The sequence below is a fragment of the Paenibacillus sp. FW126-R14 genome (assembly GCF_058789495.1).
The window spans coordinates 1-12,661 of sequence record NZ_JBYTBS010000038.1 but is presented as its reverse complement, the minus strand read 5'-3'; the positions used below and the strand labels follow the sequence as shown (position 1 = coordinate 12,661).

Genomic DNA, 12,661 nt, shown 5'->3' with positions numbered 1-12,661 from the left:
AATCAGCGGTGCTGAAGCTTTCAATCGCTATATTGAGCATACCCTTATTAATTGGAGGAGAACATAATTATGAACAATCTGAAAGTAAACGGCGTTGATTTGGCCTATGACAGTTTCGGTAACGAAAATGACGAGGCTATTATCCTAATTGCCGGGCTTGGAACCCAGATGATCCGTTGGACGGTTCCGTTTTGTCAGATATTAGCAGCGCGGGGTTTTCGCGTGATCCGCTTTGACAATCGTGACGTAGGTTGCTCGACACATTTTAACCAATATCGGGCATTGGATTTTGACGCGCTGGCGACTGCTCTCATGTCAGGACAGCGACCGGACATCCCATACACGCTCGATGACATGGCAAGCGACGCTATCGGACTGCTCGACGCCCTTTCAATTGACCGGGCACATTTCGTTGGCAGGTCGATGGGCGGAATGATCGCCCAGATTGCAGCCAGTGAGTACCCAGAACGGGTTTTATCACTCACTTCCATTATGTCTAGTTCCGGCAATCCAACCCTCCCGCAAGCTTCCCCGGATGTCATGGCAATGATGACTAAACCGGCGCCGAACCCCTTTGAGGATGAAGCAGGATTTTTGGCGCACAGCATCGCTTTTGCCAAACGCATCGCTGGCACTGGCTATCGATTTGAAGAAGATGCTTATCGGGCACTCATTCTGGAGGAAGTCCAGCGAGCCTACGATCCAGGCAGTGTCGGACGACAAATTGCTGCGATCGCTGTTTCCGGTGACCGTCGTCCGCGGCTTGCGACCATAAAAGTACCGGCACTTGTCATTCATGGGGTGGATGATCCCCTGTTCGTTCCGGCGTGTGGCGAGGACACGGCCTCTGCCATTCCGGGCGCTGAATTAATGATGATTGACGGTATGGGACACGACCTGCCGCACCAATTGTACAAAGCAACCGCTGATGGCATAGAGCGAACGGCTCGTCGCAATTGACAAGAATAAGCGCTGATTTCATGATAACATCGTGAGCCGGCGCTTTTTCTGTGAGGATTTTTTCAAACAGACGAAGGAGAGAAGAATATCGAAGAGATTCGTTTTCTCAACGAATGGGCATGCAGGATTATAGAACTGCAAGTCGTACTATTAATTTAAGATCATAACGCGAAAGGGGTTGATTGGAATTAATATCAATCGATTAGATCATCTGGTTTTGACTGTGGCAAATATGGATAAGACATGTGATTTTTATTCCCGAGTTTTAGGAATGAAGGTTATTACTTTTGGTGAGGGGAGAAAGTCACTACATTTTGGGCAGCAGAAGATAAACTTACATGAAGTAGGCAAAGAATTTGAACCAAAAGCAAAATCGCCTATGTCTGGCAGCGCTGATTTATGTTTTATAACGGACTTTCCAATGCCCGATGTAATTCATCATTTAGGAGATTGCAAAGTAACAATTGAAGAAGGGCCTATAGTAAGAACAGGAGCATTAGGATCGATAACATCTGTTTATGTAAGAGATCCAGATGGAAATCTGATAGAACTTTCTAATTATAGCTGAACTTTCAACTTCTTCGAATAGGTAGATTCTAAAGAAACAACGGGAGTATTGAACGTAAATACCGCGGCATTTGAAACTCGCGAGTGTGGCTTTTATAATGAATGAAGGATTAGTATTCATTTCCAGGAGGTATTCTTATGTCCGAATGTAAACTATTTGTCGACTATGATCAATACGAGAATGGAGTCAAAATCGTAGATTTAATAGAGGAGCTTGCAGGCAAGGATGAGGGCTTACAGCTTGAAAGTCTCATCATCGGTGACTGGGGCGGCGCCTACGAGAATGATTCCAGCGAAATTGTCGAAGTGCTTATTCGGTTAAAAGACCGCTTTCCGCAGCTGCGAAGCTTGTTTATTGGCGATATGTCCTTTGAAGAATGCGAGGTCTCTTGGATTAATCAATCCAACCTGGGGCCGATTCTATCTGCTTATCCCGAGCTTCGCTCACTTACTATTAAAGGAAGCACAGGTCTCAGACTTGATCCTGCTCATCACGAAAAGCTGGAGGAGCTGACTATCATTTGCGGCGGGCTTGGAAAAGAAGTCATTACTAGCATTAGCGAAGGCAGTTTTAAAAGCCTCAAGAAGCTGGAACTTTATCTAGGGGTTGAAGAGTATGGATTTGACGGAAGCCTCGAAGATGTTCTCCCGCTGATCGAGCCAGGAAAATTCCCTCGGCTTACTTATCTTGGGCTCAAAGACAGTGAAATTCAAGATGAAATTGCTATTGCTGTAGCCAATGCACCTATTCTTGATCAACTACATACCTTGGATCTTTCTATGGGAACATTGACTGATGAGGGAGCGGAAGCGCTTATCAATAGTGAAAAGATAAAGAAACTGGATCTGCTTGATTTAAGCTATCATTACATGTCGGATGAAATGATGACTCGATGGAAGCAGTCTGGTCTCAATGTAGATATCAGCGATCAGAATGATTCTGATGAAGACGAGGATTATCGCTATCCTTCATTGACGGAATAACGATGAAATCGATGATTGTAATTGGTAATTCTGGTAATAGAAGAACAATCGGACTGCAAGCGGCAAGAGCTCGGCTGGGGTTGCCCCCAGCTCTTGTTTTGAATTATATCGATGTGCTGCAGGGAAAAGCATCCTTGAGTTCGATTGCACAAAGCATGGGCCGAACGTGGGATGAATCGCCATTGCTACGGCTCGACGCACCAGGAGAACATTTTGAAGTGGAACGTGAGCTTATTGCGCTTGGCGCTCCTGATGCGGCAATCATCCAAACAGACGATCGTTGGCTTAAATATAACAAGAACGATGTTCAGCCTTTTTCGGTTAGCATGGCACAAGGTCTGAAGGAAATTAATGGCAAGCTGTATCATCCTTCCCAGTGGTTTCGTGGGTATTGCAGGCTGCTGTCTCGACTAGACAGGGAGGCAACTCAACTATGGAATAAGCCACGATGGATGAATGCACCTGAGGATATAGCCGCCATGTTCGATAAGAGGCATACGCACCAGATCTTATCTTCAGCTGGATTGCCGGTTCCTAGAAGACTAGCATCACCGGAATCCATTCCGGATTACAATACATTGCGGGATACTATGGTAACTACGCGAACACATCGTTTATTTATTAAGCTTGCAGTTGGTTCCGGCGCGTGCGGAATCATTTCATACCAAGTAAACCCCGCTACAGGCGCGGAATCGGCCATAACTACAATAGGTGTGGAGAACTATAACTCCAGACCTCCGTTATTTTATAACGTAAAAAAGCTGGCGAACTATAAAGAACGTCATGTCATACGTCAAATCATCAACTGGTTATTGGGACATGGGGCTCATGTAGAGCAATGGATTCCAAAAGCGTCTTATCAGGATCGCACTTTCGATATTCGGCAGCTTGTCGTTGCAGGTAAGGCTTGTCACAGTATTGCCAGAGCAAGCAGAACACCTATAACGAACCTGCATCTCGATAGCGATCGAATGAGCTTGGAGGAGATTGGCCTGTCTGACGATCTTCAAGCTACAGTGCGACATTGTGCCGAGCAAACGTTATCGGCATTTCCACATTCTACCGTCGCAGGCGTAGATGTATTATTGAGCAGCGGGTCTTTTCGTCCTTATATATTGGATGTCAATCCGTTCGGAGATTTGCTATATCATTGTCAATATGAAGGATATGACCCCTATGAATGGGAGATGAAACTTGCTTCATTCCCTTCAGCTCTCAATATGGAAGGGGATCACCGCGATGTTTAACATGAATGAAATTGTTGGAAGCCATGATATTCTCATGATTACACTGGATACGCTGCGCTATGACGCCGCTGTAATGGAGGAAGAAAACTGCCCGAATTTATGCGGCGGCGGACATTGGGAATTGCGACACACGCCGGGCAGCTTTACTTATGCGGCGCATCATGCTTTTTTTGGCGGATTTCTGCCAACTCCGGCTACGACGAATAAGTCAGAGCATGTTCGATTGTTCCATTCGAAGAATACGGGATTTAAAATACATCCGTATACATGGCAATTTGATTCAACGGATATCGTATCCGGATTGCGGGCAGAAGGCTACCGTACGATCTGTATTGGCGGAGTCATATTTTTCACGAAAAAAGTTCCTCTGGCCAAAGTGCTTCCTGGCTACTTCCACGAAAGCTATTGGAGAATGACCTTTGGGGTTACGAATCAACGCTCTACCGAGCATCAGGTGAACCATGCAATAAAGCTTTTACAAAATTCGGATAAGTCAGAGCGTTTGTTTCTGTTTATGAATATATCAGCGATTCATGGGCCGAATCATTATTTTGTGCCAGGAGCGAAGAAAGATTCAGTAGAGACGCAGCGCGCGGCACTCCGATATGTTGACGGTGAACTTGGTCGATTATTTCAGGCATTCAGAGAACGGGAACGGCCAGTATTTTGCATGGCGTTCTCTGATCACGGCACCGCTTTCGGTGAAGATGGCTATAATGGCCACAGACTTGCGCATGAGGTTGTATGGAATGTGCCTTATCGCGAATTTATTTTGTAAGGTAAGAGGAGGAGATCATTATGAGCTATACGGTCCACCCTAATTACTTGGACATCATCCAGAATGCGGAAGATCTGCGCAGCTGGAAGGACAACCTAACATCAGAGCCTTACCGGTCTTATCTGTACTCTTATCCGCACAAAACGTCCTATCGAGAATTGGAGACGAAGCTGCCGCTTTCCGAGCTGTGGAGCCAGGAATTGGCAGATTCGTTCTTTTTATATATGCATATCCCATTTTGCGGGGCACGCTGCGGCTTTTGCAATTTATTCACTTTGCCTGACAAAAGAGCCGATGTACATGCCGAATATGTGGATGCATTGGAAAGACAAGCTGAACAATGGGCTCCTTTCATTCAAAATAAGCCGGTTGCCAGATTTGCTATCGGAGGCGGAACTCCGACTCTACTCGAACCTGTCCAGCTTGATCGGCTGTTTCATATTGCTCAATATGTGGTAGGTGTAGATCTAAACCAAGTTTCAATCTCGGTAGAGACATCTCCCGAGACGGTAACTTCCGAGCGCCTAACCATTTTAAAAAGCAGACAAGTGGATCGGGTCAGCATGGGTATTCAGAGCTTCATAGAGACTGAAGCGGAAGCGATCTATCGTCCGCAAAAGCCGCAAGAAGTCGAAAGAGCTCTGGAACAGCTCAAGCTCCACCAATTTCCGATCCTTAATTTGGATTTGATTTATGGCCTTCCCGGTCAAACCCTTGATTCATGGATGTATTCGCTGGATAAGGCGTTGTTTTATGAGCCGGAGGAGATATTTATCTATCCGCTATACACTCGTGAGCACACGATTGTAAAGCCAGAGCAGATAAGGCAAAGCGGCGAGGATCAAAGGGTAAGTCTTTATTGCGCGGCCCGGGAACGATTGCTTGCACATGGTTATACCCAGTACTCTATGCGCAGATTTGCTAAAGCGGAAGCGGGTTCGAAGAAGCCATTGCTTCCTTATGGCTGTCAGGAGGAAGGCATGATTGGACTCGGCTGCGGCGCACGATCTTACACGAGATCGGTCCATTATTCCTCGCGATACAGCGTAGGGCGCTCTGCTACAGCAAGCATCATTGCCGACTATGTGGCTGCAGCCGATTACACCCATGCAGATTACGGCATTGTGTTGAGCAAGGAGGATCAGCAGCGCCGATTTATCCTAAAAGCGTTGCTACATACGGAAGGCTTGGCATTGGGCAGCTATGTGGAGCGGTTCACAACGTCAGCTCTCTTCGATTACCCCGAGTTGAATCTGCTTGTGCATACGGACTTTGCTACTATAGAGCATGAGATATTGCGGCTGACGGAAGAAGGGCTTATGTATTCCGACGCCATTGGAGATTGGTTCATCTCTCCAGACATACGAGCTCGAATGGAAAGCTGTGTGCTCTCATGAAAGCGACGATTTATTTCCGTGGAAGCTTAAGCTCATGCAATTACGAATGCCCGTACTGTCCTTTTAGCAAGACCACAGATAGCCATGAGACGTTGATGAGGGATCGGCTGCAAGTAGAGACATTTGTCGACTGGGTAGGGAATCAAGAGGACAGCGGACATCAGCTGTCCGTGTTTTTTAATCCATATGGTGAAGGACTTACGCATCGTTGGTACAGGGAAGCCTTGGTTAAACTCTCCCACATGCAGCACGTTGATAAAGTCGCTATACAAACCAACTTATCCGCTATGCTCGATTGGACGAGTGCTTTGAACCCTGTGACTGCTGCATTCTGGGTAACCTACCATCCTGGGCAGACGGAGGAGGAACGATTTTTAAAGCAATGCGGCAAGCTCTACGCAAAGAATATCCCGTTCAGCGTAGGATGTGTTGGTGTCAAGAGTTCGTTCAACTCCATTTCTTCAATAAGGAAGGCATTGCCTGAAGATGTTTATATGTGGGTGAACGCCTACAAAGATAAACCAGATTACTATACTGCCGAAGATGTAGCGTTTTTGACCCGTATGGACCCTTACTTTGTTCTTAATGCAATGGATTACGATAGTATGGGCAAGCCGTGCCGGGCCGGGCAAAATGTGTTTTATGTCCAAGGAGACGGTCGTGTAAAACGCTGCTATAAGGATCGTCAAGTGATCGGAAATCTGTATAAAAATGGGTTGGAGGGAATTTCTAAAGAGCGACCGTGCCGTATGAGGCAATGTGATTGTTATATTGGCTATATCCACATAGAGGGGCAACAGTTCGATTCAATATACGGAGACCGCGCACTAGAACGAATTGCCATTTTACCGAACTCCTGAGTAAAATTGAAATGACAGTGTGTCTTACTATATTATTTATTTTTACTGACGAAGGGCAGGCTGCATTTTGAAGAAGCGTAGGCATAAGTTGTTATACACCATTGCGCTAGGAATATCCGTTTTTATAGGATCAGTCTTTTATGAAAAGCATTTTGATATTACAGATACCAGCAGCACAGCGAATGTGCAATTGATTTTCCCGGCGGAGCGGTTCCCTGAAACAGGGCAGCATATAAAAGACGCCATAGCGGCAGGGGAATCCTCTGTTTGTACGATCAATCGCAAAGGAGCTGAAGAGAATCGGAAGAAATCACTGCAGCATGTTCCTACCAAAAAGGGCTACGATCGAGATGAATGGCCCATGGCTATGTGCAGTGAAGGAGGAGAAGGTGCTGACATCCGATTCATATCTCCTTCTGATAATCGTGGAGCAGGGAGCTGGGTAAGCAATCAGGTTGACCAATACCCGGATGGGACCAAAGTGATGTTCATTGTTAAATAACAATGGACTTTTTTTTGTTTCCCCACATGACCGTGTCAGAGAAACTATCCTAATGCTGAGTTCTTGTCACACATTAACGATGCCAGTTGTCTTATCAGTATGCTGAAATAAATGACTTTTGTAAAACCTATAAGCCTCATTTATTTTCCATTGCATATCGTATGCTTGGTTCCAGATCAGATGCTGAGGATATGGTTCAAGATTTATTTATTAGTATACATGGTTATCTAAATAAACAATATTAATAATGTCGAATCATACTTAAGCAAAATGATGATCAATCGGTGTCTGAACGAATTAAAATCCGCTAGAAAAAAAAGAATAAGCTACGTAGGTAATTGGCTTCCAGAACCAACTGTTCAATTCAGCGAAGACAGCCCACTCGAACGTGTAGAGCGTCATGAAAGTGGATTCATTTGAAAAAAATGGAGTGCTAGCCAACCATCCTCTTGAAGAAAAGGAATTGGTAACACGCTTTATTTCCGCTATTACGCAAGGCAATATTCAATCCTTGGTAGACATGTTAACAGAGGATGTCATACTGGTTGCCGATGGTGGAGGGAAAATTTCTGCAGCAACTGAACCTGTTTATAGTAAAAAACACGTGCTCAAAATTTTAAATGCCCTATCGTCAAGTCGCTTCCCTGAATCTGAGGCTCAGCTAGTAGAGGTTAATGATCAAAAAGGAGTATTAATATCAAAAGATGGCCTGACAACTGGGGTTATATGTTTTGATTGGGATGCCCAAGCTATGTCGATTCAACGTATTTATATGATTGTGAATCCAGATAAATTGCAAAACATAAACTGATATAAGTGTACATCAGCTTAAACCTCAACTACTGGTTGGGGTTTTTCTTAGGTTCAATTGATGCGCGTGTGGCACTTTAAGTCGATGTACAAGTGCAGAAAAAAAGAAAGTGAGTAGATAAAAGGGATTGATGTCACACATCGAAGTTGAATGGATGCGGATTTTGTCTGGACATGCATATCAAGCAAGCTAAGATCCACGGTGAGAGTGAGCTTCGCCTGTATCATACTTCAATCTGGAGGGAATCGACGCTCTTTTCTCCACGCGAACGGGCTGCACTGGCATGGACGGAGGTTCTGACCAAGCTGCCTGAGCATGGAGTGCCAGACGAATTGTATGAACGTGTTCGCGGACAGTTTTCAGAAAAGGAAATATCTGATCTAACTTTATCTGTCATGGCGATCAATGCTTGGAATCGAATCAATGTTGGCTTCAAAACAGTACCAGGATCTGCTGAAGCAGCGTTTGGATTGACAAAAGCTGGCCTCAGCTAATCAATTGAAAAACAAATATCGTGCAGGAGATTCAAGAATGTATAGAAGAGAAAAGAATCGCGTCAGCCATATGTCTTGACTTGTGGATTATGTGCCTAATAGTTGCTAGTTGACAATGGCGAGTGAGCGCCTTATTATTGTAAATGTTGCTTTGCTTTCGTTTGATGAATTAATTATACATTCGTATAACCCCACGAATTACAGGGTGGGGGTCTCTACAGGAAGCCTTAACTTCCTTGCTACGAATATGGAATCAAGTTTCGACGATTCCATATTCGATAGCAAGGAAGTTTTTTATTTTCAAATTTACGGTAAAGAAAACCGAAGGAAGGAATCATAACAATGAAATACAGATTTTTGGTTTTGTTAGGCGCAATCTCTTACGGCATTCTATCTACGATCGTTACGAAGGCATACGCAAAAGGTTATACACTTGGAGAGGTCGTAGGAAGTCAATTGTTGACAGGGTTCATATTGGCTTGGACTCTCGTTCTATTCATGAAATGGAAGGGAAGATGGAGCGGGAACGTTAAGTCTGCGTCTTCACCCGCGACGACTGCCATGAAATTTTCGTGGAAACATCGAGTCATCCTGATGATCGCTGGTGTACCTACGGCTGTAACAGGCTTGTTGTATTACCAATCCCTGCGATATATTCCCAATTCGCTAGCCATTCTGTTGCTATTCCAATTCACATGGATGGGGGTATTGATCAATTCGGTCGAACAGAGGCGGCGTCCGAACGGCATCATGTTGTTCACGCTGATCGTCCTGTTTGGAGGGACACTGCTAGCGGCCGGCATTCTCGAGCAAGGCTTGTCCGAGTTTAATTGGAAGGGTGTCATGTTTGGCTTCTTGTCCGCGATAAGCTACTCGTTGTTTATTCAGTTCAGTGGAAAAGCAGTGCCTTCTATGCATCCGACATATCGAAGCGCCTGGATGGTTACGGGGGGGATGTTATTTGTATTCCTCTTGTTCCCACCAAGCTTCCTGTTCAACAACGCGCTTTTGGAGGGACTGCTTCCGTTCGGGGTAATGCTAGGTTTGTTCGGTGCGTTCTTGCCTCCAGTATTGTTCGCAATAGGAGTTCCGCACGTTGGAGAAGGCTTGACAGGCATCCTCGGTGCCGCCGAGTTGCCTGTCGCGGTTATGCTGTCAGCCGTCGTTCTACACGAGCACGTAAGCTCGCTTCAATGGGCTGGGGTCTTGTTGGTGCTGCTAGCTGTTGCGTTTCCGGAGCTGATGAAGCGAACGAGATGGGCCGGGCGCAAAGATACTGTATCCGGTTGACCAGTTCTTAAATGAGATAGAGCCTAACGCTTACAAAAACGATAGCACAATAATTAGGGAGCAGATCGCCACGCGGCATCTGCTCCCTAGTTTCGTTGAAAGGGCAGATTGCACTAATAATGATTCATAGGGGAAGAAGGTTACTAACAATATATGGTATTATGGAATAAAGTACATCCCATTTAAAGAAGGAGAGGAAATCAAAGGTGAAACAACTGATTGTCGGAGACGTAATGCATGAGCTGGTTTCTACACGCCGCATCCTGGAGCGATTGCCCGAGGGGCAAATGGAGTGGAAGCCCCACCTGAAATCTATGTCGTTGGGGGAGTTGACCACGCACCTGATTAACCTATTGAACTGGCAAATCGCTATTTTTCATTATCTGGAATTCGATCTTTCGACCGTACCACTTCGGAGGGAGCCTTTGGAAAGTCGAGAAGACGTGCTAAAGGAATTCGACGCGAATGTTGTCAAGCTTAAAAAGCTGTTAGCCGAATGCGACGAGAAAACGCTAGGCGAGGAATGGACTTTGCGGAACGGCAATCATATCATCCTACGCCAACCGCGGGCTATCGCACTTCGTACCTTCGGATTAAGCCACATGGTCCACCACCGTGCGCAACTTGGGGTTTATTTGCGGCTTCTTGAAATTCCGGTGCCCGGCCTATACGGGCCCTCTGCCGACGAAGAAGTCAGATGAATTAAGGTCCACCGAATCAGTGGTCAAAGGCGGAACGTTCAATTAACAGGATAACGATAGTAACATTAAATAACGAGGATGAGGTTGCCGGCACATAATTGGCAGCCTCTTTAAGTATGTGCAAAAAAGTATGTAGTTAGCTTACGCTGATTAGAATTCGAATAGGAAAGTTCAGAGAAGAAATACTAGCAAGTTGTGAGGTATGCGAATTGATGAGCAAGATATGAAAAGGGGTGTAGTGTTAGAATATATTTGTCTTAAATTCATACGATAAATGGAGGTTTTATTTTGACAATAAAAACAAATATTGATGCAAATATCCGCTCTCTGCTTGAGCGTACCCAGGTCCATGCTGTTGATTTTCTCTGCAGACTGGACAAGCAATCTGTCAGCGCAACTACAGACGCAGATACATTACGGAGTCGATTGGGCCTGCCTCTTGGCAATGAGGGCATTCCCGCCGAACGCGTGATAGACGAATTGGTGGCTGCCACCGAAGGAGGACATTTGGGCTCTGCAGGGGGACGTTTTTTTGCCTGGGTGATTGGCGGTGCACTGCCTTCAGCACTTGCAGCCGATTGGCTCACTTCCACCTGGGACAATAACGCTGCTTTATATGCTTGCGGACCGGCCGCTTCGGTAGTGGAAGAGGTTGCCGGAGCCTGGATCAAGGAGGTGCTTGATCTGCCTAGCACAGTTTCGTTCGCATTTACCACCGGCTGCCAGATGGCGCACTTCACCTGCCTCGCCGCAGCACGCCACGCACTCCTTCGAGATAGGGGCTGGAATGTGGAGCGAGACGGGTTGACCGGAGCCCCCGCAATACGTATTCTGGCATCGGAACATCGCCATGGAAGTATCGAACGAGCTCTACGTTTTCTCGGCATCGGAACTGCTGCCTTGGTTCCTCTCACAACCGACGCAGACGCGCGTGTCACAGCAGATGTGCTATCCAAAGCGCTTAGCGCTTCTGACAGCCCAACGATTGTTATTCTTGACGCTGCTGATCTTAACGTTGCCGCGATCGATCCGTTCAACGAACTCATCCCCATCGCGCGAGCGGCGGGGGCATGGGTGCATATCGACGGCGCGTTTGGACTTTGGGCACGAGCAAGTGGACAACATCGGAGCAAACTGGCAGGGGTCGAATTGGCGCATTCTTGGGCGACGGATGCGCATAAATGGCTGAATACACCGAAGGACCTAGGAATTGCCCTAATTACAGACGTCGATGCACATCGCGCGGCAATGGGGATTAGCGCAGACTACCTGACCCATGATGCGGAAACGCGCGACCAAATCAACTGGACGCCTGAATGGACTCGACGCGCACGAGGCTTTGCGGTTTATGCAGCGTTGCGTGAACTTGGCAGAGATGGCGTGGCCGATCTCGTTGAGCGGAGTTGTGCCCATGCCGCAGCGCTTGCAAACGGTATCGCAGCGTTGCATGGCGCCGAGATGGTTTTTGCACCCACGCTGAACCAAGCACTGGTCAGATTTATCTCGCCAGAGCCCAATGCATCAGAAGAAGATCACGACGCCCGCACTACCTCTGTGATTGCCGCTATCAACGCGGAAGGAACGGCGTTTTTCAGCGGCACAGTATGGAGAGGGCGGCGTGCAATGCGAATCGGCGTTGTCAACTGGCGCACGTCGGACGCCGATGTGCAAGCGACAGTAACCGCAGTCGCGCGTGTGCTCGCTATTTTCGAATAGAGTATCTTAGACTTATCCAAAAGAATTGGGACAGACATACCTTTACGGTATCTCTGTCTTTTTTGTATTTTTGAAGGAATTTTTTTACTCTTATTGAACTTATTCGGGAGGAGGGTCTGCAAAAATCTTTCGGAGAAGATTTAACGTATTCGAAACTAAGGTGGGTTCTATGGAGGAAAATCTAAATTATGAAGAATGGGGCACCCCACGATGAATATATCTTTTCATTTAGAATATCAAGGCTGGATAGATATAGGTTTTTGGAATGAAGAGAAAGAATTACTAATTCCAGGATCATTTTTAACAGACTTTATTAATGATTTTATAAACCGAATTTCGACATTAGCTGAAGGC

14 protein-coding genes and 1 riboswitch are annotated in these 12,661 nt (G+C 46.2%); all 14 genes read left to right on the top strand.

All coding sequences use genetic code 11. The annotated features are described in order from the left end of the window. The first annotated feature begins 69 nt into the window (after positions 1-69). The 14 genes from AC3WRW_RS21605 (at position 70) to AC3WRW_RS21540 (ending at position 12,307) form a co-directional block, all read left to right on the top strand. On the top strand, positions 70-960 hold the full coding sequence (locus AC3WRW_RS21605; RefSeq protein ID WP_492548364.1) for an alpha/beta fold hydrolase: 891 nt from the start codon (positions 70-72) through the stop codon (positions 958-960). 178 nt (positions 961-1,138) lie between these two features. Continuing rightward, positions 1,139-1,528, top strand: coding sequence for a VOC family protein (locus AC3WRW_RS21600; protein ID WP_492548363.1), 390 nt, complete (start codon positions 1,139-1,141; stop codon positions 1,526-1,528). A gap of 137 nt (positions 1,529-1,665) precedes the next feature. Then, positions 1,666-2,511, top strand: coding sequence for an STM4015 family protein (locus AC3WRW_RS21595; RefSeq protein WP_492548362.1), 846 nt, complete (start codon positions 1,666-1,668; stop codon positions 2,509-2,511). A 2-nt stretch (positions 2,512-2,513) separates the two neighbouring features. After that, on the top strand, positions 2,514-3,758 hold the full coding sequence (locus AC3WRW_RS21590; RefSeq protein ID WP_492548361.1) for an STM4014 family protein: 1,245 nt from the start codon (positions 2,514-2,516) through the stop codon (positions 3,756-3,758). Beyond that, complete coding sequence (locus AC3WRW_RS21585; protein ID WP_492548360.1) at positions 3,751-4,536, top strand: STM4013/SEN3800 family hydrolase; 786 nt, start codon at positions 3,751-3,753, stop codon at positions 4,534-4,536. Before AC3WRW_RS21590 ends, AC3WRW_RS21585 begins: the two co-directional genes overlap by 8 nt. 20 nt (positions 4,537-4,556) lie before the next feature. Further along, positions 4,557-5,933 (top strand): STM4012 family radical SAM protein, encoded by a 1,377-nt coding sequence (locus AC3WRW_RS21580; RefSeq protein ID WP_492548359.1) that lies wholly within the window; start codon positions 4,557-4,559, stop codon positions 5,931-5,933. After that, entirely contained in the window at positions 5,930-6,793 is an 864-nt protein-coding gene (locus AC3WRW_RS21575; protein ID WP_492548358.1) for an STM4011 family radical SAM protein, read from the top strand. Before AC3WRW_RS21580 ends, AC3WRW_RS21575 begins: the two co-directional genes overlap by 4 nt. Positions 6,794-6,917: 124 nt before the next feature. After that, positions 6,918-7,295, top strand: a complete 378-nt coding sequence (locus AC3WRW_RS21570; RefSeq protein WP_492548415.1) for a NucA/NucB deoxyribonuclease domain-containing protein — start codon at positions 6,918-6,920, stop codon at positions 7,293-7,295. An 86-nt stretch (positions 7,296-7,381) separates the two neighbouring features. Next, on the top strand, positions 7,382-7,540 hold the full coding sequence (locus AC3WRW_RS21565; RefSeq protein WP_492548357.1) for a sigma factor: 159 nt from the start codon (positions 7,382-7,384) through the stop codon (positions 7,538-7,540). 155 nt (positions 7,541-7,695) lie between these two features. Further along, complete coding sequence (locus AC3WRW_RS21560; protein ID WP_492548356.1) at positions 7,696-8,106, top strand: sigma-70 family RNA polymerase sigma factor family protein; 411 nt, start codon at positions 7,696-7,698, stop codon at positions 8,104-8,106. Positions 8,107-8,252: 146 nt separating this feature from the next. Beyond that, entirely contained in the window at positions 8,253-8,600 is a 348-nt protein-coding gene (locus tag AC3WRW_RS21555) for a carboxymuconolactone decarboxylase family protein (RefSeq protein WP_492548355.1), read from the top strand. Positions 8,601-8,761: 161 nt separating this feature from the next. Continuing rightward, a riboswitch (purine riboswitch) is annotated at positions 8,762-8,862 on the top strand. 80 nt (positions 8,863-8,942) lie between these two features. Beyond that, entirely contained in the window at positions 8,943-9,890 is a 948-nt protein-coding gene (locus AC3WRW_RS21550; protein WP_492548354.1) for an EamA family transporter, read from the top strand. A gap of 233 nt (positions 9,891-10,123) precedes the next feature. Then, positions 10,124-10,591 (top strand): DinB family protein, encoded by a 468-nt coding sequence (locus AC3WRW_RS21545; RefSeq protein WP_492548414.1) that lies wholly within the window; start codon positions 10,124-10,126, stop codon positions 10,589-10,591. Between the two features lie 288 nt (positions 10,592-10,879). After that, the gene (locus AC3WRW_RS21540; RefSeq protein ID WP_492548353.1) at positions 10,880-12,307 is read left to right on the top strand and encodes a pyridoxal phosphate-dependent decarboxylase family protein; all 1,428 of its coding nucleotides are present in this window, start codon (positions 10,880-10,882) and stop codon (positions 12,305-12,307) included. The last annotated feature ends 354 nt before the right edge of the window (positions 12,308-12,661 follow it).